The following is a 25,060-nucleotide window of genomic DNA, read 5'->3' as shown; positions in this document are numbered from 1 at the left end:
AGAGAGACTTTAGAATAAATATACAGCCGTAGCCAATAGGACTACCGATGCATATTTATTTTAGGTAGAAAAGGTGAACATCTTAACCAATATTGTTGGCTTTGACTAGCTACTGCCAGCTTACTCGTAAGTATTGCTTAACGGTTTGCGATAAAAAATCGCATCTACTTTACTCGTCCAAGCGATCTCATTCATAAAAAAACGAGATGCTTACTAACATCTCGTTTCTACCAACTTTCTCAGTGCTTACGGCTTCACCGCCACCAGTACGCGTATAGAGTCTGGCACTAGCGATAAGTTGCCAAGTGCTTGCTCACCTTGGGCCTTGAGCTGCTCTAAGCGTTCAACCTCTTCAGGACGTACATTTGGATTGATGGTCTGCAAGTGCTTGAGACGTTTGATCTCACGTGACCACTGCTGACTAAAGCGTGCACTTGCTTGTTCACCAATCTCCGCGATTTGCTCACGTGCGATGTCTTCAGCTTCATAATAGCGCTGCTCGATCACATCACCACGCACTTTAATCACTTGACGAGCACGGTTTTTATCCAAGCGCTCAACATGCGGCATGATCATGTCGGCACTGATACGAGCGGACAAATCACTGCCTTGCTCACTGATAAAGACACGAATATTTTGCGTGGTCAAGGTCGCTGGCAGATTGAGCACTTTTGGCGCGATGGCTTCGACACGGAAGTTTACTTCTAGCAGTACCATCCCTTGCGGCACAGCGGCGCTTTTTAGCATAGCCACTGTCGTATTCCCAAAAGTGCTGGTACTGGCAAGCTCATAAATAGCGCGCATCAATGGATGCTCATGCGTGATAAAGTCGATATCTTCACGCTGAAGCGCTTGCTCACGCTCAAAAGTCAATGTCATACCGTCTTCATCACCAAGCGGCAAGCCATCGATATAGTCACTGATCTCAGTGCTATCGATCGGTGCGATGACCCACGAGCCATCACGCTGGATATTATGATCGATATTGGCAGAGGCAAAGAAGCGCTCAATGAAATGCGGCAATAAATTATTGCCATCAAAGTCACGCATGGCATCCGCAATACGTCCAGCGACACGCGGACGACACGAGTTGTACTCTAGCAAACGATCACGGCCCGCTTGTAGCTGCGCCTCTAGGCCCAAACGCGTCTGTAGCGCCTCATCAATGATGTCTTGTAAGATAGCATTGTTATCCGCAGTATCCGCGCCTTCAAGTACAGGCTTGAGCTCTTGGATATACTGCTCTTGCACGCTTTGTGCCGTTGGTGATATCTGGTTAAACATATTCAGCGCATCATTATACCAATGGTATAGACGCTCTTGCGCTGTGCCCTCTACATAAGGCACATGCAGCATGATCTGCTGAGTCTGACCGATACGATCTAGACGTCCAATACGCTGCTCCAAAGTATCTGGATTGGCCGGTAAATCCCAAAGTATCAGCTGGCTTGCAAACTGGAAGTTACGACCTTCAGAGCCAATCTCTGAGCATAATAATATTTGTGCGCCTTCACTATCCGCGAAAAATGCTGCTGCTTGGTCACGCTCAAGCAGGGTCATCTGCTCAGTAAATATAGCGGTTTTGATGCCGGCATGCAGACGCAATACGGCTTCTAAGCTCTCTACTGTCGCGCCACTGCGAGCGATTAGCAGTACTTTTTGTTGCTTAAGCTCACCGCGTAAGATATCAACCAACCAAGAGACGCGTGGATCATCTTCTAGCCAGCCCCCATCTGGTTGATTCTCTTCGCCCCATAGCTGCTCACGCAATTTGCCATTGGTTTGATAGCTGTCTTTCCACGCGTCAGGGAGCGGCAGTGGATGCGGCTGACTGCTACGACCATAGAACCCTTTGACACTCTCACGCGTATTACGGAACAAAATACGACCGGTACCGTGACGATCTAATAGCTCGTTGAGCGCATAGGTACGCAGTTTGTCGTCTTCATTAATCGTGGACAGCTCATCCATACTGATGTCTAATAAGCTACTCAGAGCAGCGATTTGACCGTCATTGAGCGGCTTGTCTTCTATTAATACACCAGCGACTGCTGCCGTCTCCGCAAACGCTTCTTGACCATCAATGAACTCATCTAAATCATCGAAGCGATCTGGATCAAGTAGACGCAAACGGGCAAAGTGACTCTGCGCGCCAAGCTGCTCTGGCGTTGCTGTCAGTAGCATCACGCCTGGCGTCTCTTCTGCAAAGTCTGCCACCAGATCATATTTATCATTGCCGCCTTGCGCCTCATCCCAATGCAGATGATGCGCCTCGTCCACAACCAATAGATCAAAGCCCGCTTCCATCGCTTGATCATACAAGTCTGGATGGTCAATCAATAAATCCATACCCGCGATGATGCACTGCTCAGTGGCAAAGACGTTTTGCTCAGGATCATGTTCCTTGATCGCAGCTGTGCGCACCAAATCAAATAATGCAAAATTCAGATTAAAACGACGACGCAGCTCAATCATCCATTGATATTGCAAGCTGTCTGGCACCAAAATCAAAACACGCTCAGCTTTACCCGTTAGTAGCTGCTGATGGATAATCATGCCCGCTTCGATGGTTTTACCAAGGCCCACTTCATCAGCCAATAGCACACGCGGCGCGATACGCTTACCGACTTCGTGTGCGATATAGAGCTGATGCTCGATGATATCAACACGCGCGCCCATCAACCCTTTGAGTGGATGGCCTGCCAACGCTGATTGCATACGCAAGATATCTTGGCGCAGCTCGTACCAATCGCCGCGCTCGATACGACCAGCGAGCAAGCGCTCAAGTGGCTTGGCTAGCGTGATATTGGCAGCAAGGCGCGTCTCCATTATTCCTTTAGAAGCAGTGCCGCCCTCGTGCTCATCGACGCCATATTTGAGCACACCCATGACTTCATCGACAGCATTGACTGTATAGCTTTTGCCATCTTGGTCATAGATCGTATCGCCAACCTTAAACACCACACGCGATAGTGGCGCAGAGTTTTTTGCGTAGACGCGCGTCTCTTCACTTTGTGGAAATAAAATATGCACACATCGATCATCGACGTCGATCACCACACCTAAGCCAAGCTCAGACTCCGTATCAGATAAATAACGTTGGCCAACGGCGAATTCAGTACTGTGCAATGAAGCAATAGAGATAGTCATAAGGCGATGTCTTTTGTACTCAGATAATTAAAAATTAGATAGCAATGGTGGCTTGCGATAGCAGTCAGGTTAAAAATGAGGCAAATCATCAATAGATGCAAACGCGATGCCATAATGTTAGTGAAACCAATAGCCAAGCCTTACCATTATATAACGTTAGCGGCTAGATGAGTGCGTTAAGTTCAATTTTCAAGAGGCGGCTTATGATACCCATGACTTTATAAGGTCTTTGGGCCCAATCATGCTCAGTAAATCCGCTCATGATATAAATTACTTTGTTTTTAAACGCTTATCACCACTTAGCCAATATTTAATGGATTCGTTTTTGACTAAAAACCCCAACGTGCTACATTAAGCCGATAACGATTCATTTGACAACTATTTCTATCTATAGGACAACAATAAATAAGGAATCATGATGCAAGCCGTTTTTTTGGATAAAGGCACTTTTTCTGATGGTATTGACTTACCCGCACCAGCAGGCATAAGCGATTACGTCACTTATAACGATACGCCAAAAGACACCGACGTCATCATTGAGCGCTGTAAAGATGCCGATATTATCATCACTAATAAAGTGCAAATTGGCGCAGAGGTGATCGCTGGCCTACCTAAGCTAAAATTGATTCAACTGACCGCCACTGGCATGAATAACGTCGATCAAGCCGCTTGCGATAAACATGGCGTAGCACTTTATAATGTGGCGGGATATGCGGTAAAAAGCGTGCCTGAGCATACCTTTATGCTCATGCTGACTGCGATGCGTGCCGGTATTCATTACCATCAAAAAGTCGCTGATGGCACATGGCTAGCAAACGGGAATTTTTGTCTGCTGGATATTCCGCTGATAGATTTGGAAGACAAGACGCTAGGCATCATTGGTATTGGCACCATTGGCAAGCGCGTGACCGAAATCGCGCGTGCATTTGGTATGACAGTTCTATGGGCAGAGCATCAAGGACGCACGCCGCGCAACGACGATTATACGGCATTTGATGACGTATTGGCTCGTGCAGATGTCCTCAGTTTGCATTGCCCATTGACTGAACAAACCGAGCACCTCATTAATAAAGACACCTTGGCAAAAATGAGCAAGCAGCCGCTCATCGTCAATGTCGCTCGTGGCGGCGTCGTTGATAGCCAAGCATTGACTGATGCGATTAACAATGAGCAAATCATCGGTTATGCCAGTGATGTATTTGAACAAGAGCCCATCGCGAACGATGACCCATTACTCAGTCTCAGCGACCATCCACGCGTCATATTTAGCCCGCACAATGCTTGGGGCAGCAAAAGCGCCCAAGAGACCTTGTGGCAGATATTAAGCAAGCAAGTTGCTGACTTTATCGATAATCAGCATCAATAGCGACTATCGATCAATTAAAACCTAACGACTAAACCGCAACCAGTCGTCTTTTATTTTGCGGTATTTGAGCATCACACGGTCGCTAAGATAGTTGTTGGTCACGTACCACGGGTAGCGATCGCCTTGCTTCGGCAGTCTGTCTTGGGCACGTCTGACATATCCAGACGATAGCGAGCCCATCACCGTATCTGCTTGGGCGTAGGCGGTAGCATTCGCCGCCTGTGCCTGTGGCAGCGCGACTTGGTAGCGGTTTTTGTGCATATAACTCAACAGCCGCACCACATATTGACAAGCCAGATCAATCTTTAGCGTCCATGAGGCATTGGTATAGCCAAATAAGGCCACCATGTTAGGCACGCCTTCGATCATGACTGCCTTATACGTCATACGCGTGCCGATATCAATGGCCTGCCCGTCGATATATACCGCTGCTCCGCCTAGCATTTGCAGCTTCAATCCGGTTGCTGTGACGATGATATTAGCCTCAAGATGCTCGCCTGATTGCAGCATAATACCGGTTTCGGTGAAGTGGTCGATCTGATCGGTGACCACTGCTGCACGCCCACCGTGCAAAGACTTAAATAAGTCACTGTCTGGCACAGCGCATACGCGTTGATCCCACGGATTGTAGTCGGGCATAAAGTGCTCGACATCAACGCCGCTACCTTTTAACTCTTTTGTCACGCCGCCTTTTAGCACAGCTTTCATCAGCTTGGGCGCGTGAGTGGCTAATTTATACAGCCCTTGCTGCCGCAACACGTTGCGCGCTCGCAGTACCGTATAGGCCTGTTCTTTTGATAAAGGTGAAAACTTGCCTGATAGCCAGTCGATAGCATGATCATCGCCCGGTACGCTTGCCACATAAGTGGGTGTCCGCTGTAGCATCGTGACATGACGCGCACACCGCTCGCTGTCTTCATCTACCAATGCTGGCAATAGCGTCATTGCAGTGGCACCGCTGCCAATGATGACCACTTTTTTGTCGTTATAATCTAAATCATCCCAATGCTGCGGATGGACAATACGACCACGGAAATCTTCTTCTCCCTCAAAATGAGGTCGATAGCCTTGCTCATAGTCGTAATAGCCCGTAGCACCGACGACGAACTTTGCCGTCTTAACGAACACTTCTCCGCTGGCATGGTTTTTTATGGTTGCTGTCCATAATTGATCAATGCTCGACCAAGCTATTTGCTGAACTTCATGCTCGTAACGAATATGCTCCGTAACACCAAACTCGCGTGCCGTATCAGCGATATAACGCTTGATATCGCCACCTGCTGCCAGCATTCTGTAATCTAGCCACGGTCTAAAGTTATAGCCAAAGGTTAAGGCATCAGAGTCAGAGCGAATACCAGGATAGGTAAATAAATCCCACGTGCCGCCCAAATCAGCCCGCTTTTCTAATACGACAAAACGCTGCGTTTTTGTCTGTTTTTGTTTTTTTGCACCTTTATGACCAAATAGATTTTTATGCGCTACTTGCTGTAAACGGCACGCCATACCAATACCCGCAATGCCCGCACCAATAATCAGCACTTCATAATCAGCAGGCTTATCCCTTTGCAACTGTCTACGTGTGAGGCGACTTTTGATCGCCTGTTTGGTAGTGGTAATATCAAGCATATTCTCATCCTTGTATTTGCATGACTGGCGTAGCGACTCTATTGAAAACGCATTGGTCTCACATGTAGACAGCTAATGCATTAAAATGGGCATGAACTTTCCCAGTCCATCCAAGCACCCAATACTGGATGCTTTAAACGCAATTGCTGCGCATGTAGATTTAGCCTTGGCGCAATCTTGAGTGCCGCGCCTTCAGCATAAATCGGGTCGCCAATCATCACGTGACCTGCATGCACCATATGTACGCGTAGTTGATGGCTGCGACCCGTAACGGGTTTTAGCATCACTCGGGTAACTGGTTGACCATCACACATTTCGTGCGCTATGACTTCATACAGTGTTAAAGCATGCTTTGACCAGTCGTGATCGACGATGTGACGCGGCTTGGTCGTCGGCTCATAGCGTACTGGCACCGATATCTCACCCGCTGCGCCCACCTGCTCCCATTCCCCAAAAACTCGTGCTTGGTATTTTTTCTGCGGTAAGCGTTCAATAAACTGTTTACTGATATTGGTTTGGGCGGCGGCATTTTTTGCAAAAATAATTAGTCCTGACGTGTCCATATCCAATCGATGAATCAGTTTTACCGCTGGATTGGCACGCTCAAGCCGAGCAAGCAGGCTTACCTTGAGAGTCTTGCCATCGACACTTAACAGCCCTGCCGGTTTATCTACTACCCAAATATCATCATCTTCGTACACAGTAATCTTTTGCGCAAATTGTTTGAAAAACTCAAGTGGATAGGCATTTTCTTGCGCGTTGAGAGCGTCGACTTCTTCATCAGTAAAAGGCATAAACTTAACTACTTATATAAATTAAACGTAATATGGGGCTTTGGCGGCTGTTATTTTGGCACAGTAGCGCTCTATTTATTGAGAGTAAAAGTGGGATGATTCAATGTAAAAACAGACGGCTAAAAGTGCTCAAAAAGTATGTTTTAGCAAAGCAATGATTACACGTAACAGAGAAAACCCAACCTGTGTCATTCTGTTTTGATTTATTGTGCTAATCGTAATTGTTGAACAATTTAACCAGCCTGAATCTGTCAAGACTGAGCAAACATGTTAATATAATGGCACATTTTCACCATTTCTAAACGATTCTTTGACCACTTATCAGCTTATTATTAGACCAATATGACTGCTTGCTCGTGGTGACAGAATAAATAAAACAAGAGAGATAAAATTATGTCAGACCTTATTGTTAATACTACCGACACCAACTTTGACCAAGACGTTCTAGAATCAGATGTGCCTGTATTGGTAGATTTTTGGGCAACTTGGTGTGGTCCTTGTAAAGCGATTGCGCCTATTTTAGAAGATTTAGCGACTGAGTACCAAGGTAAAGTTAAGATCGTTAAAGTTGACGTGGATAACAACCCACAAGCAGCGAGCCGTTTTGGTATCCGCAACATCCCAACTTTATTTGTCTTCAAAGACGGCGAAAAAGTAGATTCAGTGATGGGTCTACAGCCAAAAGCTGAATTGGCCAAAGTATTGGACAAGCATTTATAAGCTGAATGTTCTCATTTCAAAGTTTTTTGAATCAATGAGCTAAAGCGATAAAGAAAGCCATTATCTGATAACGATAATGGCTTTTTTGCATGTTTTTTGTGCAAAAAACTTGATTATACGAATTTTTTGGCAAAATTTATTGACAACGCTATTGTGAAGACCGTATAGTCTGCTGACAAGAGAAAACCATCTGTTTTCCTAGTATCTTGTCGCTATTCTCCTCGTGTTTATCAACAAAAACACAATCGTCATTATAAACACCATTGCTAAACGAAATGACTAAACGCAATGACTGATATTGAGTTTTTGACGCAGACTCTTATGTAGCCTTTTTTATTCCTAATTCTTATGACCTTGCATCCAGCGATAGCAATGCGTCTATAAGCAGACATGCAATACCAGCACTACATAAACCATTGCGCTGTACAAATACCTTCTATCATCATATTACTGTCGTTTTCTCACTGTCGTGACTTGTGCTGCTAATGGCATCTCTCATCTGATCAATTGCTAATGACCTATCTATGAATCTAACTGAATTAAAGAAAAAATCAATCTCTGAGCTGTTGGCTATTGCCAAGGAAATGGGTCTTGATAACATGGCGCGTAGCCGTAAACAAGACATTATCTTTGCTATCTTAAAAACCCATGCCCGCAACGGTGAAGCCATCTATGGTGACGGTGTGCTTGAGGTTCTCCCTGATGGTTTTGGCTTTTTACGCTCATCAGAAGGCTCTTATCTAGCAGGTCCTGATGACATCTATGTCAGCCCTAGTCAAATTCGCCGCTTTAGCTTAAAAACGGGCGACAGTATCGCTGGTACGATTCGCCCACCAAAAGATTCTGAGCGTTATTTTGCGCTACTAAAAGTTGGTGAAATCAACTTTGATACGCCAGATCGCTCACGTCATAAGCTGATTTTTGAGAACCTAACACCGCTATTCCCTACTGAGCAGCTAAAGCTTGAGCTTGGTAATGGTACTACTGAAGATCTGACAGGGCGTATCATTGATTTGATCGCACCAATTGGTAAAGGTCAGCGCTCTATTATTGTCGCACCGCCAAAAGCGGGTAAAACGATGTTATTGCAATCTATTGCTCAGTCCATCACTCGCAATAATCCTGAATGCTACTTAATCGTCCTGTTGATTGATGAGCGTCCAGAGGAAGTCACCGAGATGGAGCGTACCGTGCGCGGTGAAGTCGTTGCCTCTACCTTTGATGAGCCACCTCAGCGTCACGTACAAGTGGCTGAGATGGTCATCGAAAAAGCCAAACGTCTGGTCGAGCATAAGCAAGATGTGGTGATTTTATTAGACTCGATCACTCGTCTGGCACGTGCCTATAACACCGTTATACCATCATCAGGCAAAGTATTGACCGGTGGTTTGGATGCCAATGCGCTTGAGCGTCCAAAGCGTTTCTTTGGCGCTGCGCGTAATGTCGAAGAAGGTGGCAGTTTGACGATTATTGCCAGTGCGCTGATTGATACTGGTAGTAAGATGGACAGCGTGATCTTTGAGGAATTCAAAGGAACGGGCAACCAAGAAATCACCCTTGAGCGCGACTTGGCCGAAAAACGTGTCTTCCCTGCAATCAATATCAAAAAATCAGGCACACGCCGCGAAGAGCGCTTGTTGGACGAAGATAAACTACGTAAAGTCTGGATTTTACGTAAACTGCTGCAGCCGATGGATGGCGTCCAAGCTACTGAATTCTTGTTAGATCGTCTCAAAGAAGCGAAAACCAATGACGAGTTCTTTGAGCAAATGAAACGCAAATCACAGAACTAATTTACGCATATTTTTTCCAAGCATGCCATTGTTTGCTTGATATAAAGACTGCCGATCGGTGGTCTTTTTTATTTCCGATTGCCAAAATACTCGCCTACCTATTTTGCGCTAAGTACCTCATATAAGCAAGTACCCGTTTTATGATACAGTGCGGCAACATCAATTACATGTCGTTTGCAAAGTTTAGCGTTTTTACTACGACTAACTATCTACTAACCCACTATTATGGCAGACAGTAGAAATACATTTGAAAATATCATGGACATTGTTTTTTAAAGGTATTATATTTCAAACTTGACGAATAAATAGGTGATAATATGAAATTTGCTAAGACGATCGCAATGACAGCAATTACTAGCTCAGCACTCATCATGACTGGTTGTAATTCATATGGTGGTATGAGCAATACCGCTAAAGGTGCAACAGCAGGTGCCGCAGCTGGCGCGCTTATCAGAAGTAAAGGCGACAGCAAAGACATCGCTCGTGGTGCATTGGCTGGTGCAGCTATTGGCGGCGCTGGTGGTTATGTGCTTGATAACAACTAAAAACTTCTACACTGATATTTCTTCATTATTAAATTGAGTGATATCAACCAGAAGATAATAAAAAAGCCTGCAATTGATTGTAGGCTTTTTTATGTCAAATTTTTGCGTGGTTATTGTTGTACTGATAACCCATAGGCGGAGTTGCAAAAAATAATCTTACTTTTAAAGCGCACCACTAAAGGTATCGCAAGATTGTACATTACCGCTCTCTAAGCCCCGAGTGAACCATTCAACACGCTGCTGGCTAGTACCGTGAGTGAAGTTATCAGGCGCAACCGCTCTACCACTCGCCTGTGCCAATCGATCATCGCCGATCTGACCGGCAGCATTAATAGCCTCATCAATATCGCCCGCTTCTAAAAACTGTACACGCTCTTGGTTACGCTGCGCCCAAACGCCAGCAAAGCAATCTGCCTGCAGCTCTTGTAACACTGATAACTTATTGGATTGTGCTTGGGTCACTTGCCGACGGGCTTCATTGACCTGCTGACTAATACCTAGTAGCGTCTGAACATGATGACCCACCTCATGTGCGATAACATAAGCCTGCGCAAAATCCCCCGCTTTACCTTGGTTTTCCTGAGTCCCAGAGCCTTGCTGATCCCCTGCGATACCCAGATTTTGACGCATCTCCACAAAAAAAGATGTATCTAAATAAACCGTCTGATCCCCTGGGCAGTAAAAAGGCCCTGTTGCAGCGCTAGCACCGCCACAAGCTGAATTCACTTGACCATTGAACAGAATCAATGAAGGCTCTTTATAAGTACTACCCGCTTCGTTAAATATCTGATGCCAGACCTCTTCAGTATCCGCCAGCACAACTTTGACAAACTGGGTATCTCGATCGTCACTTATCGCAGGTTCGCTGGAAGTTCCATTACTACCACCACCAGCGATTACCTGACCTGTTTGCAGCGCAGTCATAGGATTTACCCCAAATACCAGCCATAAAATACCTGCGATGATGATACCGCCGATACCACCACCTATCATTTTGCCGCCGCCCGTACTAGAGCGAACATTAGAACTGCCTCGTCTGCCTTGCCATTTCATAGTTTATTCCTCAAATATACGAGATATAGTCACTCGTATTGTTCATTATTCATGTTGTACAGTATGCCGCTCAATACGTTGATTTGATTTTTGGTTTGCTCACTCACAAGCAATTTTTCTTAATATAAATAGCGCTAATTATCATGGCCTACTTGTCCCATATTAATGGCGTACTTGTGCCTCATTAGACGAGACAATCGGCTCTAATTTTACTTAATCAAACACCATAAATACGTTAAATTACAGCCAAAAGTAGGACTGCATATTGTGCCGTAACAGTCTGATGTCATTGATTATACGTCGATTAATCAGGTTTGTTGTATTAAAAATACTATCGAACAGATGAAGTAAAATATTATTTTAAATATTATTGTTACTTAATTGTACAACCCTATTTCCATTTTCATATAAAACATATAGAATGCGTGGAAGCTGAGTAGCTGTAACTAAGACTAATTGAATTCTGAGAAACCTCGGAATTCGTCCTTTGTTGCTGCTACTGCTCATTTCATTTTTCCGGAGAAAACCTTATGAAACTTAAATTACTTGCTCTAGCTGGTATCATGACTGCAACTATGGGCCTAACTGCCTGTGACAGCAACAAAGAAAACGCTGCTGAAGATCTATCTGACGCGCAAGAAGAAGTGCAAGACGCACAAGAAGAGCTAGCTGAAGGCGCTGCTGACGGTGAAGCTATCCCTGCTGATGCTGACGCTGCTGTTGCTGACGCTGAAGCTGACATCGCTGACGCTCAAGTTGCAACTGCTACTGACGAAATGGACGCTGAAGTTCCTGTAGACGGTACTACTACTAGCGTTGACGTAGCTAGCGAAACTGATACTGCTGCTGTTGACGCTTCTGACGAAGTTGTTGTTGAAGAGCCAGCTCAGTAATTTATTGTTCATACAATAAATAAACGGTAATAAAAAAAAGAGAGCCTATGCTCTCTTTTTTTATGCCTGCAATTTATGACAGCTAGTTATCTATAACCATACTTGGTATTTATTGGCTATACAAGATACATGTAGCGCAAGATATAGAGAATCATAATCGCAGTCACGCGCAAACATATATCAATAGTTTTACAAGGTTATAGCGAAAACAAGCAGGCTGTCATACTCAATAACGCATTAAGTATCAAATAAACGCTCATCAACTTTCTGACGAAATTTTTGTCCCGTTTTGAACGTAACCACGCGGCGTGCCGATACGGCGACAGGCTCCCCTGTTTTAGGGTTACGGCCTGGACGGCTGTTTTTGTCTTTAAGCTCAAAGTTGCCAAAGCCTGAAAGCTTGACCTCTTTGCCATCAATCAAACTATCTGACAGCTCATCAAAAAAGTTCTCCACCAGACAGCGACCTTCTTGGCGTGTCAGATTTAGATGACTCATTAAGTGCTCAATCATGTCAGATTTGGTTAAGGTGCTCACAGTACGACTCCTATGCTATGTCGTGATGTCGAATATCATGGTTTAGCGGTATGAGGGTTAAGTCTAATTATTATAAAGGTTTTTTGAGTAGTTTTTAATAAACTATACATTAAAATCCTTTATTAATAATGACTTAACTTATTTTACAAGTAAAAGGGTTATAAATAATAGTTTTTACGAATAGCAATGCTCCATAGCCTCATAACTGAAGAGGCTATGGAGCATTGGGTATTTTAAATACTAAATATTAGCTGTCACGTAACTGGACTGCGTGTTGATCCGTTAATGCTTGTACAACCTTATCAGTGGCAGTTTTTACAGCTTCATCCGATAGGGTTTGTGTAGCATCTTGCCATACAAGTGCAAACGCCAATGAGCGCTGACCAGTCGGTACTTTGTCGCCTTGATACACATCAAATAGCCACAGATCAGTCAACAAATCACCTGCCGCAGCTCGTACCGTTGACTCTAAAGTCTGCAAACTGATATCACTGTCTACTAAAATAGCAATATCACGGCGCACTTGTGGGAACTTGCTAGGCGTCGTAATCGAATGCTGCTCACGAGCAAGCGTCAATAGCGGTGCCAGTGACAATTGGGCAACCCATGTCGTTGGCAGATCCAACTGCTTAGCAGTATTTGGATGTAGCTGACCCAACCAACCAACATAGATATCATCGATATATAACTCAGCGCTTTGTCCTGGATGCAGGAAGCTCAGCGCACTACGCTCATAGCGAATACGGGCGCTATCGATCTGCGCTGGTAATAACTGTTCAATATCATGTTTGAGATCATAAAAATCTAAGACGCGGTTTTGATAAGCCTGCTCACTCCATACATCACCCACTGCGACCAATGCAATGCTTGGGGTTTGCACCAAATCACTGATACTTTGTCCAACAAAGCTAAGACCCGTCTCAAAGAAACGTACGCGTGGCTGCTGACGATTCAAGTTATATTGCACGCAAGGCAGTAAACTTGACAGCAAGGTACGACGCATGACTGCCAAATCACTAGAGATAGGGTTTGCCAGTGCCAACACCTCTCCTAGCGCTTCATCATCAAGCAATGCTTCTAATTTTGCATCACTAAAGCTAAAGCTGATGGCTTCCATATAACCGTTATCGACCAGTGCTAGCTTCATCCCATGAGTCAAATCTGCAGTATCGTCATAATCCATGCTGACTTGCAAATATGGCAATACGCTTGGAATATTGTCATAGCCATAGATACGGGCAATTTCTTCGATGAGATCCTCGCGGATACTCATATCAAAACGGTAAGACGGCGGCTTACAAATCAATGCGTCGTTTTGCTGCTCTACCTCAAAACCTAATTGAGTTAAGATACGTACCATCTCTGATGGCTCGATATCAATACCAATAACATCACGTACTTTCGCGATTGGCAATGTAATCGGTTCGCGTGCTGGCAGATGCTCAAGGTTTTCGGCCGTGACTATTTGTCCTGCTTCGCCGCCCGTGATGCTTGTGATCAAGTCACAAGCTCGTGCCAAGGCAAGTTTCGGCAATTCAAAATCGACCCCACGCTCAAAACGCTGTGATGCATCCGTATGCAATCCAAAACGGCGTGCGCGCGCAGCGATAGCCAGTTGATTAAAGAAAGCGCTTTCTACCACGATATTGGTCGTACTATCGGTGACACTGCTACGCTGACCACCCATAATGCCAGCCAGTGCCAAGGCACCTTTGTCATCAGCAATCACAAGCTCATCACCGGTTAGCGTAACCGTTTGCTCGTTGAGCAAAGTAATGGTTTCATTAGGCTGTGCCAAACGCACAACGATATCACCTTCGATGGTATCGGCATCAAAAGCGTGTAGCGGTTGCCCCAATTCCATCAACACATAATTGGTCACATCGACCAAGAAGTTGTGTGAACGTAGTCCTGACTGTACCAATGCATCTTGCATCCATTTTGGAGTATCGATGCTACGATCAATATTGCTAATCGATTGCAACAGATAGCGAGGGCACGCCTCTACCGCATCAACAGTTACAGCGGGCGTTGCACCATTATCAGAAGCGACTACATTGTCAGGAATCTCTGGCAGCTGTAAAGGCAAGTCATTGATGACTGAAATCTCGCGAGCGATACCGCGAACGCTAAAGCAATCACCACGGTTTGGGGTGATAGAGATATCTAATATCTGATTATCTAGACCTAAATACTCACGGATATCGGTACCAACTGGTGCATCTTCAGGCAACTCAAGCAGTCCATCTATATCATCTACCAAGTCAATTTCAGAGGCGCCGCATAGCATGCCGTTTGAGGCAACACCGCGTAGCTTGCTTTTCTTAATCTTAAAACCTTTTGCGTCATCGCTTGGTAGTATCGCACCAACGGTAGCAACCGGTGCTTTCATACCGACGGTCACATTAGGTGCGCCGCAGACAATTTGCAGCGGCTCAGCGTCGCCAATATTTACCTGCGTCACACGCAGTTTGTCTGCATCTGGATGCTGCTCAACGCTGATAACTTCACCGATGACCACACCGCTAAATGCACGGGCAACTGCGTAACGGTCATCAATTTCAAGCCCTGCCATCGTCAGCTGTTCAGCCAACTGTTCGCTGGTATTTTGGGGATTTACCCATTGACGTAGCCACTGTTCGCTAATTTTCATAAATATCTCGGATCAGAATTTTATAATAAAGATGTTGGAGTAAAGCTTGGCAAATTAACTTGTTGTATTAACAAGGAGTACTTTTATATCAACAAAAGCACGTTAGCCAAATTGCTTTAAGAAGCGCACGTCATTTTGGAAAAACAAACGTAAGTCATCAATACCGTAATACAACATCGCAAAGCGCTCGATACCCATCCCAAATGCAAAGCCTGTGTATTTGTCGCTATCAATACCGCAATTGGTCAATACTTGTGGATGTACCATACCGCAGCCCATCACTTCAAGCCATTTGCCGTTATCATCTAAGATATCTACTTCTGCAGACGGCTCAGTGAATGGGAAAAATGAAGGACGGAAACGTACGGTCAGCTCTTTGGCAAAAAATGCTTCTAGAAACTCACTAATCAGACCTTTTAGCTCAGCAAAAGTGCTCGACTCTGTGACCATAAGGCCTTCTAGCTGATGGAACATCGGTGAGTGGGTTTGGTCTGAGTCGTTACGATAAACACGGCCAGGGCAGATAATACGAATCGGCGGCTCGTTCTTTTCCATGGTACGAATCTGCACTGGGCTGGTATGCGTACGCAATAGATAATGCGCATCGAAATAGAATGTATCATGCATCGCGCGCGCAGGATGGTGCGACGGGATATTCAACGCTTCAAAGTTATAGTAATCGCTCTCAACTTCAGGGCCGGTGGCAACATTGAAGCCCGCTTGAATAAAGTACTGCTGCATACGCTGAGTAATCATCGTTACTGGATGCAGATGACCTTTTTGACCACCGCGAGCAGGAAGAGTAATATCAATGCTCTCTGCTTCTAGCTTGGCGTTGAGCGCGGCGACTTCTAACTGCTGCTGTTGATCGCTCAGCGCTTGCTGAATACGGCTACGCACCTCGTGCAACCAGCCGCCGTAGGTTTTTTTATCATCAGCATCGAGTTTGCCCATCTGCTTTGACCATCCCGTCAATGGGCTCTTTTTGCCGGTCAATTGCACACGCAAGTCTTGCAAGGTACGCGCATCAGTTACTTGTAGAATCAAAGCTTCAGCAGCACTCGCAAAGTCGGTAAGCTGAGCTTCATTGAGCTCGTTTAGCTCTGAAGACATGGTCGGTAGCGCCGACAAGTCGTTGGTAGCAGCAGGGTTAGTCATAAGACGCATTATTCCTGATTTGAACGGACTATTAATTGTAGGGATTTGACCAAATATTGCAAACCATTTATCCAGTTATGTTTATATAAAAATTGATATAAATACTGTTTATAAGAATGGCTTGAGTATTTAGTCGATGACAAACGTATGTCGTATCGACAAAGCCTCGACGTCGAACAGGCGTAGAATAATTTCATATAAAAAAAGCCACCGACCAGCGGTAGCTTTTATTAATATCGTACTATTAATCAATATTAGTTCTATTCGTTTAGATGCTTACTTAGATAAATTTTATATCTACTTAATCTCTAAAGAGTAGTTAATATTTATGCTAGTTCCGCTTTTGCTTTTTCGACCAATGCTGTGAAAGTCGCTGCATCATGCATAGCGATGTCTGCTAGAACGCGACGATCGATTGCGATGTTTGCTTTTTTCATGCCATTGATAAAGCGGCTATAGCTCAAACCATTTAAGCGTGCACCAGCATTGATACGTGCAATCCAAAGACGACGGAAAGTACGTTTTTTGTTGCGACGGTCACGATAAGCATATTGACCAGCTTTGGTCACTGCCTGTACCGCTACGCGGTAAACACGTGAACGGGCACCGTAGTAGCCTTTTGCGCGTTTTAAGATTTTTTTGTGACGGCGATTTGCCTGTACACCACGTTTTACACGGGCCATAATTTACTCCAAGATTTTGTAATCACTGTTAAGCGAGTGATGATGCTGTCAAATAACAAACATCATTGTCAGATTGCAAAGTCAACTATCATTTCATCAGATAGTTTTCAATCAAAGATAGATGACAGTAGGCTATTAGATGTATGGGCACATACGACGAATGGCTGCTTCGTCAGATTTATGTACCAACTTAAGACCACGCAACTGGCGAATACGCTTAGGTGATTTCTTGGTCAAAATATGGCTTTTGAATGCTTGCTTACGTTTAAAGCCGTTTGCTGTTTTTTTGAAGCGTTTAGCGGCACCGCTTCTGGTTTTCATCTTAACTTTCATGATGATTTGCCTCTTTTTCTGTTTTAGAACCTGGTCGTCAAATAGTCATACCGAATAATCGCTATATAAATAACAACTAAACCTCTATTTGCCTCGAGGTGGGAGGCGGTATTTTAGCAGATAGTGCCTTGTTTTGCCAAGTAAAGTTTTGGCCAACCTTTACTTGGCAATAAAGACCGTTAGCCAGCATGAGTAGCGCTACAGCGCAGCTCTTAAAAACCTCATAAAAATGGTCAATTTTCATCCAAATAGATTGAATGTCAGCTGAAGCTGTGCTTAAGTAGATACTTAAGTTACATCATAATATGAGTGTCATGAAAGCACACTCATTTATTAAATGTATACAGCCTTTTATTTGTTCATCGTTATTATGATTCTGCCAACCTATCGCATGATAAGTAGCATAATTGTTTGCCACCACTTTAGGAGATAGTGTGTCAAAGCAAGAGTTGGTATTTGAGGATTATTTATTTGTTTTTGAGACAGTGATGCGGGTGCGTCATACCGAAATCGACTTGGGACAGCATGTGACCATCGAATCTCTGACCGCCCTTCTGTCCGAAGCGCGACTAAGGTTTCTACACGCTAAAGGTATTAAAGAAATCAATTCAGATAACCAGGGCTTAATTATTGATACATTGCAGTTGGTTATTTTGAGTCGTATACGAGTATGCGAAGAGCTTTTGTTTGAAGTCGGTGTTGAGCCAATATATGATAATGGCGGTAATATAGTGATAAAAGTTACCCGTATGCACACGGGCGAAACGGTCGTAAAAGCACGGCAGCATTTTAGAAATTATGATTTTAATCTCAATAAAGTGATTAAGCTCGATAACACGACCAAAGAGGCTCTATATCCTCATTTATTTAGGCTGTAAAATAGCGAGTCAATATCACCTTTCTCATTTTAATGCTCGCGCAGCTTTCATATGACATCATATTTCAGAGCATTTTAGACAATCTCCTCGCTCTAATCATAACTCGCTCCAATCATAAGTAGTATAATTACTTATTGATATTTTTATTCTCTAACTATAAGACGACACATACATTATGACTCTACCTGCTTGGCTGACTGCCTTAACTTTTAATGCTGATGGTTTGATTCCTGCAATTGCTCAAGATCACGAGTCAGGCCGTATTTTGATGATGGCTTGGATGAATGCAGACGCATTACAGCTCACCGCACAAACGCAGACCGCGGTTTATTTTTCGCGCTCGCGTGGCAAATTGTGGCACAAAGGCGAATCATCAGGTCATACGCAGACCGTCCACGATATTCGTCTAGACTGTGACGCAGACGTGATTGTGCTAAGCGTGACTCAAGCGGGCGGTATTGCTTGTCATACAGGCCGTGAGTCTTGTTTTTATCAGCGTTTAGATCTATCAGGCCAAACACCTGAATGGCAGACAGTCGATAAAGTATTGAAAGACCCTGCGGATATTTATCATTCTGATAAATCTGCTAGCACCAATGCTGAAAACGAAAATGCTAGCGCGACCATCGACTCTAATAACACTCAAGCGCAAGTCGATAAAGGCTCTGTGCTACAACAGCTCGATCAGGTATTGGCAGAGCGCAAACAAGCCGATGCCGACAGCTCTTATGTCGCCAGCCTATACGCCAAAGGCTTGAATAAAATATTAGAAAAAGTCGGTGAAGAGAGTACAGAGAGCATCATTGCTGCCAAAGATTTTGCTCACTGTGATGAAAATAAAGACAAAGCTGCTTTTGAGGCGGCGCGCCACGAGCTTATCTATGAAGTGGCAGATGTCTGGTTCCATACTTTAGTCGGACTGGCATGGTTTGACATAGAGTCAGACGCTGTACTAAATGAGCTAGGAAGACGGTTTGGCTTATCAGGTATCGACGAAAAAGCGGCTAGATAGTTATTAAGATACAAAAAAAAGCATCGACCCTGTTTGATTATTGTTGATTTCACCTATTTGTAATAACTGCGGGTTATAATATAGCTCTGTTTTATCTCGCATTATATGTGATGCTTTTTTTGATACATAACTTTTTTATCAATTCAAAGCAGGCTTTATCAATACAAAGCAGACATATGAAGACTGAAAACTAAGTCACAAAACCAGGTCACAAGGATACCATTATGGGTAGTTTTTCTATTACGCATTGGCTGATACTATTGGTCGTCGTCGTTGTCGTGTTTGGCACTGCAAAACTAAAAAACGCTGGCAAAGATTTGGGCGGTGCGGTTAAAGGCTTTAAAGAAGCGGTCAAAGATGAAAATACAGAGCATGCCAAAAAACGCGTGGTGCTTGACCATGATGGCACGGCCCATACCGACGAGCGCCCAACAACCACTAAGGTTGATGACAAGCATAATGTATAGCATCTAGACAGTGACATCGGACCATTATGTTTGATATCGGGTTTTCTGAACTACTTCTCTTTGGCGTAATCGCCCTAATCGTCTTGGGCCCAGAAAAACTGCCACAGGCAGCGCGTACGGCTGGGCAATGGTATGCCAAAATTCGCCGCACCGTCTCCACATTACAGTCTGAAATAGAGGCCGAGCTAGACTTGGCTGAGACACGCCAACAAATGCAAAAAGAACTTGCCAAAATTCGTCAAACCGAAGCCGATATGAGGCGTGAGATGGCGGAGATGCGCGGCAATATGAAGGCTTTTGAAAGCTCACAAAACCATTCTCTAAAAGCATCAAATGCAGGGGTCGCGAATGATAAAGATAACAAAGCTGACGACACAAAAAATCATCAGCAATCAGCCATACCAAAAGCATTCGACTACTCTTATGCAACTGACGGGCCACAAGATACTTTAGAGAAGGGTCAGTTATCAAAGCACGGTAACAGCAATGATGATAGCGATATCGCCGCGCCCGTTACTCAAATCCTTAATACCCGACCGTGGGAAAACATGTGGTTTCGACTTGGCGCTTATGATAAGGCTCGTCGCCTTCCAATGCCACCTTATCTACCGAACTATAAAGCCGATACCTTACTAAATAGCTCGGTAAGTACGCAGACTTCTGATAATAAGCAGGGGACTGACTGATGCAACTACTCAAACGCAAGAAAAGCCGCCAAGAAAAACTCACTGATTCAGATATTCCTGCTTTAAATGGCATTAATCAAGACGGTAAAGCAACAACTGATAGCACTCAAAATGAATCATCAGAGGATGTTTTAAGCGCATTGGGCGATATGCCTATCACTGAGCATTTGATTGAGCTACGCCGCCATCTAATCAAAATATGCGTGGCTGTTTTGATCATATTTTTGGGGTTAGTCGGTTACTCACGTGAGCTGTATAACTTTTTATCGGATCCGTTGGTGGCACAGTTGCCTGCCAATTCGACCATGATTGCCACAGATATCACCTCGAACTTTATGGCACCGATACGTTTGACGGTCTTCGTCGCAGCCTTTTTGGCGATGCCTTATATTCTTTATCAAATTTGGTCATTTGTTGCGCCAGGTTTATATAAAAAAGAAAAGAGAATCGCTATCCCAGTGCTGCTGTCTTCTATATTTTTGTTTTATGCAGGTGTGGCGTTTTCTTATTTTATTGTGCTCAAAGGCGTCTTAAAGTTCTTTATCCTGTTTGCCCCGCAAAACGTATTACCGATGACCGATATCGACAGTTATCTGAGTTTTGCTTTAAAGCTATTTATGGTGTTTGGCTTGACCTTTGAGATTCCCGTCGTCACCTTGCTATTGATATTGGCAGGGATTGTCTCCATTCAGAGTCTAGAAGAAAAGCGTCGTTATATCATTGTGGGCTGTTTTGCTGTGGCTGCCGTGGTCACGCCGCCTGACGGGGTATCCATGCTGATGCTAGCAATCCCGATGTGGTTACTGTTTGAGCTTGGATTATTTTTGGCTAAAATCTTGATCAAAGAAGAACCTAGTACTGACCTGATATCAACAATCAAAGAATAAAGCATTTACCCGTCTGACTTATCTTGTTTTCTTCTTGCCCCACGCGTAAGCTTAGTGCTTATTGTCACGATTGAGTACCACCATCTATGAGCCATTGTTTATCCAGTGGCTTTTTTTGCCCCTTGTGTTTTTAATCACTTCTTGTATTTAGGTAGCTTTATTATGTCCGCATCGATGCCAGCTTATATGAGCGATCCCACTGATGAGCAGCTCGCCGCGCTGAATATGGCGATGGACCAAAAATCATTTAAAGTGGTGGCGTACGCAGGCGCTGGTAAGACCACGACACTCAAGCTAATCGGTGAGCGCTTGCGAGGTCGCGGGTTATATCTGGCCTTTAACAAAGCGATTGCCAATGATGCTCGTTCAAAGTTTCCGCCGCATGTAGAATGCCGCACTTTTCACTCGCTGGCCTACCGTCATGTCGCGCGTGATATTACCGCCAAGCTATCTCTACCGCGATTTTCACCTAAGCGCCTCGGTGATGATTTGGGCTTGCAACCTGTGCAAGTCCGTCGGCAAATGGATGGGGTTAATAAATACATTACGCTGACACCAGCACGGTTGTCTCGATTCGTCAGTGACGCAGTGAGTAATTTTTGTAGTACACATGCCAGCTACCCTGCGCCAAGGCATATCCTGTTCCCAAGCTGGCTCGATGATTCAGACGCCGAGCAATTACGCGAGATGCTCTACCCTGCCGTTGAGCAGCGCTGGCTACAGTCGATCGATGCGCGTCATCCTGCGGGCATCGGGCATGATATTTATCTCAAGCTGTGGGCATTGTCCAAGCCGAGCATCCCTGCGGACTTTATTTTGTTTGACGAGGCGCAAGATGCTGATCCATTAATGATGGGTATCTTGACCCAGCAATCAAGACAAGTCATCTATGTGGGCGATGCGCACCAGCAGATTTATGAATGGCGCGGCGCTGTGAATGCAATGAAAAAACTGCCATTGCCACAGACGTTATTAACGCAGTCTTTTCGCTTTGGTGAACCGATTGCAGAAGTGGCCAATACCTTACTAAAAGCGCTGCAAGAAGACGTGCCGCTAAAGGGCAATCCGAACAAACAGTCCTCTACTGATAAAGGTATGGTACACAGTAAAAAGGACGCCATTTTATGCCGGACCAATGCTGCGGCGATGTCACAATTACTCACAGGGTTAAAGCACGGGCACCGTGTAGCGCTACAAGCAGATACTGATCGTATGCTTAAATTCTGCCAAGCAGCAGAAAACTTAAAAAATGGTAAATCGGCTTATGGTGTACCCGAGCTGGCTTATTTTTATAATTGGGGCGATGTACAAGAGTACGCTGAAACCAATGAAGGCAGTGATCTTAAAACACTGGTCAAACTGGTCGATGACCATGGAACTAATGTACTAAGCCAAGCGGTCAATAGTCTCACCAGTATCGAAAATGCGGATTATGTCATCTCCACCGCGCATAAAGCCAAAGGGCTTGAATGGGGTAAAGTACAGCTAGATGATGATTTTTACTACGATGTGACGACCAATGCGGTCAAGATAAGTCCAGAAGAATTACGCCTGCTTTATGTTGCTTGTACCCGTGCCCAGAGCAATTTGGACATTCATAATATTAAAGACTTGATATCAGGATTACAGACAGGGAAAAAAGTGATTTTTGGCAATACTTAACCACTTTTTTGGTTGCCAACCTAACGCCTCAATCCACTTCACATTATAACGACCTTTTAACAGTGCATCACAAGTATGAATAATATTCAGCAACACCAAGCACGTCAAAATACCATGCATCAGTTATTTGCCAATCCCGTCCGACTCCTCGCACCCATGGAAGGTTTGACCGATCCACTGATGCGCCAAATTTTAACGCAAATTGCAGCAGACTTAGGTCGTCCCTATGATTGGTCAGTCAGTGAATTTATTCGTATCACCCAGCATGTCTTGCCAGCCCATGTGTTTTATAAATACGTGCCAGAGTTAAATCATAACGCCAAAACTGCCTCTGGCACGCCGATTCATGTGCAGCTTTTGGGTAGCGACGCGCAGCTGATGGCAGAAAACGCCACTTATGCTGCCGAGCTTGGCGCGCCTGCGATTGATATCAATTTTGGTTGCCCTGCCAAAACCGTTAATAGCCATCGCGGCGGCTCGGTGCTACTTGATGAACCCGAAACCATGTATCAGATTATCAGTGCGGTACGTAAAGCGGTACCCGCGCATATTCCTGTGTCTGCCAAAATTCGCTTGGGCTACACCGACACTTCACGTATGGATGACATTCGCGGCGCAATTAACGACAGTGGTGCCGACTGGCTAACCATCCATGCACGCACCAAAACCCAAGGTTATAAGCCGCCTGCCTATTGGGACAAAATCCAAAGTTTTAATGCGCTCGATATTCCAGTCATTGCCAATGGCGAGATATGGAGCGCCGCGCAAGCAAATGACTGTATGACTCAGGCAGGAACGCCACATCTCATGTTAGGTCGCGGCGCAGTGACACGACCTGATTTGGTTGCGCAAGTCGATAACTATACTGAAAATCATGATGACAGCGGAAAAAACACGGCAACCTTGCTATGGCAAGATTTGATCGCCCATCAAGTTAAGTTTTTGGAAGGTGAGGCAAAGAACGATGTGGTATTGGTTGGGCGTTATAAACAGTGGTTAGGGATGCTCACCAAAGGCTATGCTGAGGCGCAAACAGTGTGGGAAAGTATCAAGCGAGAGAAAAACAAAGCGGTGATTATCAATGCACTACAAGCAAGCGTACAACAATAATCACCTGATCATATGTGGTCTACTTAGTAAATATAGACGGGTAACGCTATACACTGACTCGTATCGCCAGATAAAATAGCATCAGACAGCATGCCATGGATAGCACCCAGAGAATAGAGCGAAACGTCGATAAGTTGGTGATATAAGCGGTGCAATAACCAATTCGAATGATCACATACAGCCATGCCAACACATTAATGATCGATTGTGGAACGAAAAATAGCATGGCCACCAACACGGCCGCCAAAAACACTGGCAAAGTTTCATAGCTATTTTGCTGCGCAGCATTGGCACGTGCAGCCATTCCAGTTGTGTGCTGAAAAAAATCGCGAGGATGTGCATTATTTCTGACCCTAAAGCCGCCAGATACTTTTGCCACTATTGATACAGCCCATGGTAGTAGACTTGCTACCACCATCGCCCAAATGGCAGACGCCACTTTATCAGAAACCAAGTCAAAAAATGCACTGATCATCGTATAAATCCTTAACCTGCAATCACTTCAAAATCATGGGTAATATTGACCCCACCTGCGACCAGCATGCGACTGGCTGAGCAGTACTTCTCTGCTGATAGATGAATGGCTTTTTCAACCTGTTTGTCTTTAATGTCTTGACCTGTGACTACAAAATGCAGATGAATATCGGTATAAACAGCTGGTACGGTTTCGGCGCGCTTGGCGGTCAGCTCACAACGCACGTCTGTCACTGCTTGACGTGATTTTTGGAGGATTGACACCACATCGTAGCTGGCACAACCACCCAGCCCTAGTAAGACTAGCTCCATTGGACTGGCGCCTTTTTCTTTGTCCGCATCGATTTGTACATTGTGTCCTGATGGTGACACGCCCATGAACGCTTTGTTCTCTTGCCATGTAACGCTTGCTTTTGATTCTGACATTGTAAATGTTCCTTACTGTAATTGGCATAAGCCTATTTTTATTGTTTGAAATATATGCAGCTTTGCTAGTGTAGCATAAGCCAAAGCAAGATTTGATAAAGCCATTGTTTGGCTATGGTGTCGTGAGAAAACAATTTCTTGGTTTTACTCTCTT

23 protein-coding genes are annotated in these 25,060 nt (G+C 44.6%); 12 read left to right on the top strand and 11 right to left on the bottom strand.

The genetic code is table 11. The features are described 5' to 3' along the window. Positions 1-246: 246 nt before the first annotated feature. On the bottom strand, positions 247-3,150 hold the full coding sequence (rapA, locus tag AC58CZ_RS11775) for an RNA polymerase-associated protein RapA (protein ID WP_494224572.1): 2,904 nt from the start codon (positions 3,148-3,150) through the stop codon (positions 247-249). A gap of 418 nt (positions 3,151-3,568) precedes the next feature. On the opposite strand from rapA, the gene AC58CZ_RS11770 reads away from it, so the two are divergent. Then, on the top strand, positions 3,569-4,516 hold the full coding sequence (locus AC58CZ_RS11770; protein ID WP_494224571.1) for an NAD(P)-dependent oxidoreductase: 948 nt from the start codon (positions 3,569-3,571) through the stop codon (positions 4,514-4,516). A 21-nt stretch (positions 4,517-4,537) separates the two neighbouring features. Here the strand turns inward: AC58CZ_RS11770 and AC58CZ_RS11765 are convergent, their stop codons facing one another. Together AC58CZ_RS11765 and AC58CZ_RS11760 are read right to left on the bottom strand one after the other, a co-directional pair. Beyond that, positions 4,538-6,142, bottom strand: coding sequence for an NAD(P)-binding domain-containing protein (locus AC58CZ_RS11765; protein ID WP_494224570.1), 1,605 nt, complete (start codon positions 6,140-6,142; stop codon positions 4,538-4,540). An 80-nt stretch (positions 6,143-6,222) separates the two neighbouring features. After that, positions 6,223-6,936 (bottom strand): pseudouridine synthase, encoded by a 714-nt coding sequence (locus AC58CZ_RS11760; RefSeq protein WP_494224569.1) that lies wholly within the window; start codon positions 6,934-6,936, stop codon positions 6,223-6,225. Positions 6,937-7,329: 393 nt separating this feature from the next. Between AC58CZ_RS11760 and trxA the strand changes: the two genes are divergently transcribed. The 3 genes from trxA to AC58CZ_RS11745 all read left to right on the top strand — a co-directional run bounded on the left by trxA (position 7,330) and on the right by AC58CZ_RS11745 (position 9,994). Next, on the top strand, positions 7,330-7,656 hold the full coding sequence (gene trxA, locus AC58CZ_RS11755) for a thioredoxin (protein ID WP_494224568.1): 327 nt from the start codon (positions 7,330-7,332) through the stop codon (positions 7,654-7,656). Between the two features lie 524 nt (positions 7,657-8,180). Continuing rightward, entirely contained in the window at positions 8,181-9,449 is a 1,269-nt protein-coding gene (gene rho, locus AC58CZ_RS11750) for a transcription termination factor Rho (protein ID WP_058023543.1), read from the top strand. Positions 9,450-9,766: 317 nt separating this feature from the next. Beyond that, entirely contained in the window at positions 9,767-9,994 is a 228-nt protein-coding gene (locus tag AC58CZ_RS11745) for a YMGG-like glycine zipper-containing protein (protein ID WP_058023542.1), read from the top strand. 162 nt (positions 9,995-10,156) lie between these two features. Here AC58CZ_RS11745 and ypfJ read toward each other — a convergent pair whose 3' ends face one another. Next, positions 10,157-11,047 carry a KPN_02809 family neutral zinc metallopeptidase gene (gene ypfJ / locus AC58CZ_RS11740; protein ID WP_075106424.1) on the bottom strand — a complete coding sequence of 297 codons (891 nt, stop codon included), beginning with the start codon at positions 11,045-11,047 and terminating at the stop codon, positions 10,157-10,159. A 530-nt stretch (positions 11,048-11,577) separates the two neighbouring features. Between ypfJ and AC58CZ_RS11735 the strand changes: the two genes are divergently transcribed. After that, positions 11,578-11,940 carry a hypothetical protein gene (locus AC58CZ_RS11735; protein WP_071002831.1) on the top strand — a complete coding sequence of 121 codons (363 nt, stop codon included), beginning with the start codon at positions 11,578-11,580 and terminating at the stop codon, positions 11,938-11,940. 237 nt (positions 11,941-12,177) lie between these two features. Here AC58CZ_RS11735 and AC58CZ_RS11730 read toward each other — a convergent pair whose 3' ends face one another. The 5 genes from AC58CZ_RS11730 to rpmI all read right to left on the bottom strand — a co-directional run bounded on the left by AC58CZ_RS11730 (position 12,178) and on the right by rpmI (position 17,304). Then, on the bottom strand, positions 12,178-12,477 hold the full coding sequence (locus AC58CZ_RS11730; protein WP_058023539.1) for an integration host factor subunit alpha: 300 nt from the start codon (positions 12,475-12,477) through the stop codon (positions 12,178-12,180). 247 nt (positions 12,478-12,724) lie between these two features. Further along, positions 12,725-15,130, bottom strand: coding sequence for a phenylalanine--tRNA ligase subunit beta (gene pheT, locus AC58CZ_RS11725; protein WP_494224567.1), 2,406 nt, complete (start codon positions 15,128-15,130; stop codon positions 12,725-12,727). A 102-nt stretch (positions 15,131-15,232) separates the two neighbouring features. Next, the gene (gene pheS / locus AC58CZ_RS11720) at positions 15,233-16,288 is read right to left on the bottom strand and encodes a phenylalanine--tRNA ligase subunit alpha (RefSeq protein ID WP_423609519.1); all 1,056 of its coding nucleotides are present in this window, start codon (positions 16,286-16,288) and stop codon (positions 15,233-15,235) included. Positions 16,289-16,614: 326 nt separating this feature from the next. Then, positions 16,615-16,971: a 50S ribosomal protein L20 gene (gene rplT / locus AC58CZ_RS11715; RefSeq protein ID WP_011281252.1), complete on the bottom strand. Its 357-nt coding sequence runs from the start codon at positions 16,969-16,971 to the stop codon at positions 16,615-16,617. A gap of 135 nt (positions 16,972-17,106) precedes the next feature. Continuing rightward, positions 17,107-17,304 carry a 50S ribosomal protein L35 gene (gene rpmI / locus AC58CZ_RS11710; protein ID WP_058023536.1) on the bottom strand — a complete coding sequence of 66 codons (198 nt, stop codon included), beginning with the start codon at positions 17,302-17,304 and terminating at the stop codon, positions 17,107-17,109. 434 nt (positions 17,305-17,738) lie between these two features. On the opposite strand from rpmI, the gene AC58CZ_RS11705 reads away from it, so the two are divergent. The 7 genes from AC58CZ_RS11705 (at position 17,739) to AC58CZ_RS11675 (ending at position 24,006) form a co-directional block, all read left to right on the top strand. Beyond that, the gene (locus tag AC58CZ_RS11705; protein ID WP_494224566.1) at positions 17,739-18,182 is read left to right on the top strand and encodes a thioesterase family protein; all 444 of its coding nucleotides are present in this window, start codon (positions 17,739-17,741) and stop codon (positions 18,180-18,182) included. A gap of 175 nt (positions 18,183-18,357) precedes the next feature. Beyond that, positions 18,358-19,194 (top strand): bifunctional phosphoribosyl-AMP cyclohydrolase/phosphoribosyl-ATP diphosphatase HisIE, encoded by an 837-nt coding sequence (hisIE, locus tag AC58CZ_RS11700; protein ID WP_494224565.1) that lies wholly within the window; start codon positions 18,358-18,360, stop codon positions 19,192-19,194. Between the two features lie 224 nt (positions 19,195-19,418). Then, entirely contained in the window at positions 19,419-19,661 is a 243-nt protein-coding gene (gene tatA / locus AC58CZ_RS11695) for a Sec-independent protein translocase subunit TatA (protein WP_201600244.1), read from the top strand. 26 nt (positions 19,662-19,687) lie between these two features. Then, complete coding sequence (tatB, locus tag AC58CZ_RS11690; RefSeq protein WP_494224564.1) at positions 19,688-20,347, top strand: Sec-independent protein translocase protein TatB; 660 nt, start codon at positions 19,688-19,690, stop codon at positions 20,345-20,347. Further along, on the top strand, positions 20,347-21,234 hold the full coding sequence (tatC, locus tag AC58CZ_RS11685; protein ID WP_494224563.1) for a twin-arginine translocase subunit TatC: 888 nt from the start codon (positions 20,347-20,349) through the stop codon (positions 21,232-21,234). Before tatB ends, tatC begins: the two co-directional genes overlap by 1 nt. 162 nt (positions 21,235-21,396) lie before the next feature. Then, positions 21,397-22,896 carry a UvrD-helicase domain-containing protein gene (locus tag AC58CZ_RS11680; RefSeq protein ID WP_212564097.1) on the top strand — a complete coding sequence of 500 codons (1,500 nt, stop codon included), beginning with the start codon at positions 21,397-21,399 and terminating at the stop codon, positions 22,894-22,896. A 75-nt stretch (positions 22,897-22,971) separates the two neighbouring features. Next, the gene (locus AC58CZ_RS11675; RefSeq protein ID WP_494224562.1) at positions 22,972-24,006 is read left to right on the top strand and encodes a tRNA-dihydrouridine synthase; all 1,035 of its coding nucleotides are present in this window, start codon (positions 22,972-22,974) and stop codon (positions 24,004-24,006) included. A gap of 46 nt (positions 24,007-24,052) precedes the next feature. Here AC58CZ_RS11675 and AC58CZ_RS11670 read toward each other — a convergent pair whose 3' ends face one another. Beyond that, a complete protein-coding gene (locus AC58CZ_RS11670; RefSeq protein ID WP_075106435.1) occupies positions 24,053-24,481 on the bottom strand; it encodes an MAPEG family protein in 429 nt (142 codons plus the stop codon). 11 nt (positions 24,482-24,492) lie between these two features. Continuing rightward, entirely contained in the window at positions 24,493-24,906 is a 414-nt protein-coding gene (locus AC58CZ_RS11665; RefSeq protein WP_494224561.1) for an OsmC family protein, read from the bottom strand. Positions 24,907-25,060 lie beyond the last annotated feature (154 nt).

It is taken from the genome of Psychrobacter sp. CR212 (genome assembly GCF_059693765.1).
This window is presented reverse-complemented; position numbering and strand designations above follow the sequence as displayed.

Coding starts and splice junctions, on each gene's coding strand:
- rapA (WP_494224572.1), bottom strand. CDS start 3,150: ATGACTATCTCTATTGCTTCATTGCACAGTACTGAATTCGCCGTTGGC.
- AC58CZ_RS11770 (WP_494224571.1), top strand. CDS start 3,569: ATGCAAGCCGTTTTTTTGGATAAAGGCACTTTTTCTGATGGTATTGAC.
- AC58CZ_RS11765 (WP_494224570.1), bottom strand. CDS start 6,142: ATGCTTGATATTACCACTACCAAACAGGCGATCAAAAGTCGCCTCACA.
- AC58CZ_RS11760 (WP_494224569.1), bottom strand. CDS start 6,936: ATGCCTTTTACTGATGAAGAAGTCGACGCTCTCAACGCGCAAGAAAAT.
- trxA (WP_494224568.1), top strand. CDS start 7,330: ATGTCAGACCTTATTGTTAATACTACCGACACCAACTTTGACCAAGAC.
- rho (WP_058023543.1), top strand. CDS start 8,181: ATGAATCTAACTGAATTAAAGAAAAAATCAATCTCTGAGCTGTTGGCT.
- AC58CZ_RS11745 (WP_058023542.1), top strand. CDS start 9,767: ATGAAATTTGCTAAGACGATCGCAATGACAGCAATTACTAGCTCAGCA.
- ypfJ (WP_075106424.1), bottom strand. CDS start 11,047: ATGAAATGGCAAGGCAGACGAGGCAGTTCTAATGTTCGCTCTAGTACG.
- AC58CZ_RS11735 (WP_071002831.1), top strand. CDS start 11,578: ATGAAACTTAAATTACTTGCTCTAGCTGGTATCATGACTGCAACTATG.
- pheT (WP_494224567.1), bottom strand. CDS start 15,130: ATGAAAATTAGCGAACAGTGGCTACGTCAATGGGTAAATCCCCAAAAT.
- pheS (WP_423609519.1), bottom strand. CDS start 16,288: ATGACTAACCCTGCTGCTACCAACGACTTGTCGGCGCTACCGACCATG.
- rplT (WP_011281252.1), bottom strand. CDS start 16,971: ATGGCCCGTGTAAAACGTGGTGTACAGGCAAATCGCCGTCACAAAAAA.
- rpmI (WP_058023536.1), bottom strand. CDS start 17,304: ATGAAAGTTAAGATGAAAACCAGAAGCGGTGCCGCTAAACGCTTCAAA.
- hisIE (WP_494224565.1), top strand. CDS start 18,358: ATGACTCTACCTGCTTGGCTGACTGCCTTAACTTTTAATGCTGATGGT.
- tatA (WP_201600244.1), top strand. CDS start 19,419: ATGGGTAGTTTTTCTATTACGCATTGGCTGATACTATTGGTCGTCGTC.
- tatB (WP_494224564.1), top strand. CDS start 19,688: ATGTTTGATATCGGGTTTTCTGAACTACTTCTCTTTGGCGTAATCGCC.
- tatC (WP_494224563.1), top strand. CDS start 20,347: ATGCAACTACTCAAACGCAAGAAAAGCCGCCAAGAAAAACTCACTGAT.
- AC58CZ_RS11680 (WP_212564097.1), top strand. CDS start 21,397: ATGTCCGCATCGATGCCAGCTTATATGAGCGATCCCACTGATGAGCAG.
- AC58CZ_RS11675 (WP_494224562.1), top strand. CDS start 22,972: ATGAATAATATTCAGCAACACCAAGCACGTCAAAATACCATGCATCAG.
- AC58CZ_RS11670 (WP_075106435.1), bottom strand. CDS start 24,481: ATGATCAGTGCATTTTTTGACTTGGTTTCTGATAAAGTGGCGTCTGCC.
- AC58CZ_RS11665 (WP_494224561.1), bottom strand. CDS start 24,906: ATGTCAGAATCAAAAGCAAGCGTTACATGGCAAGAGAACAAAGCGTTC.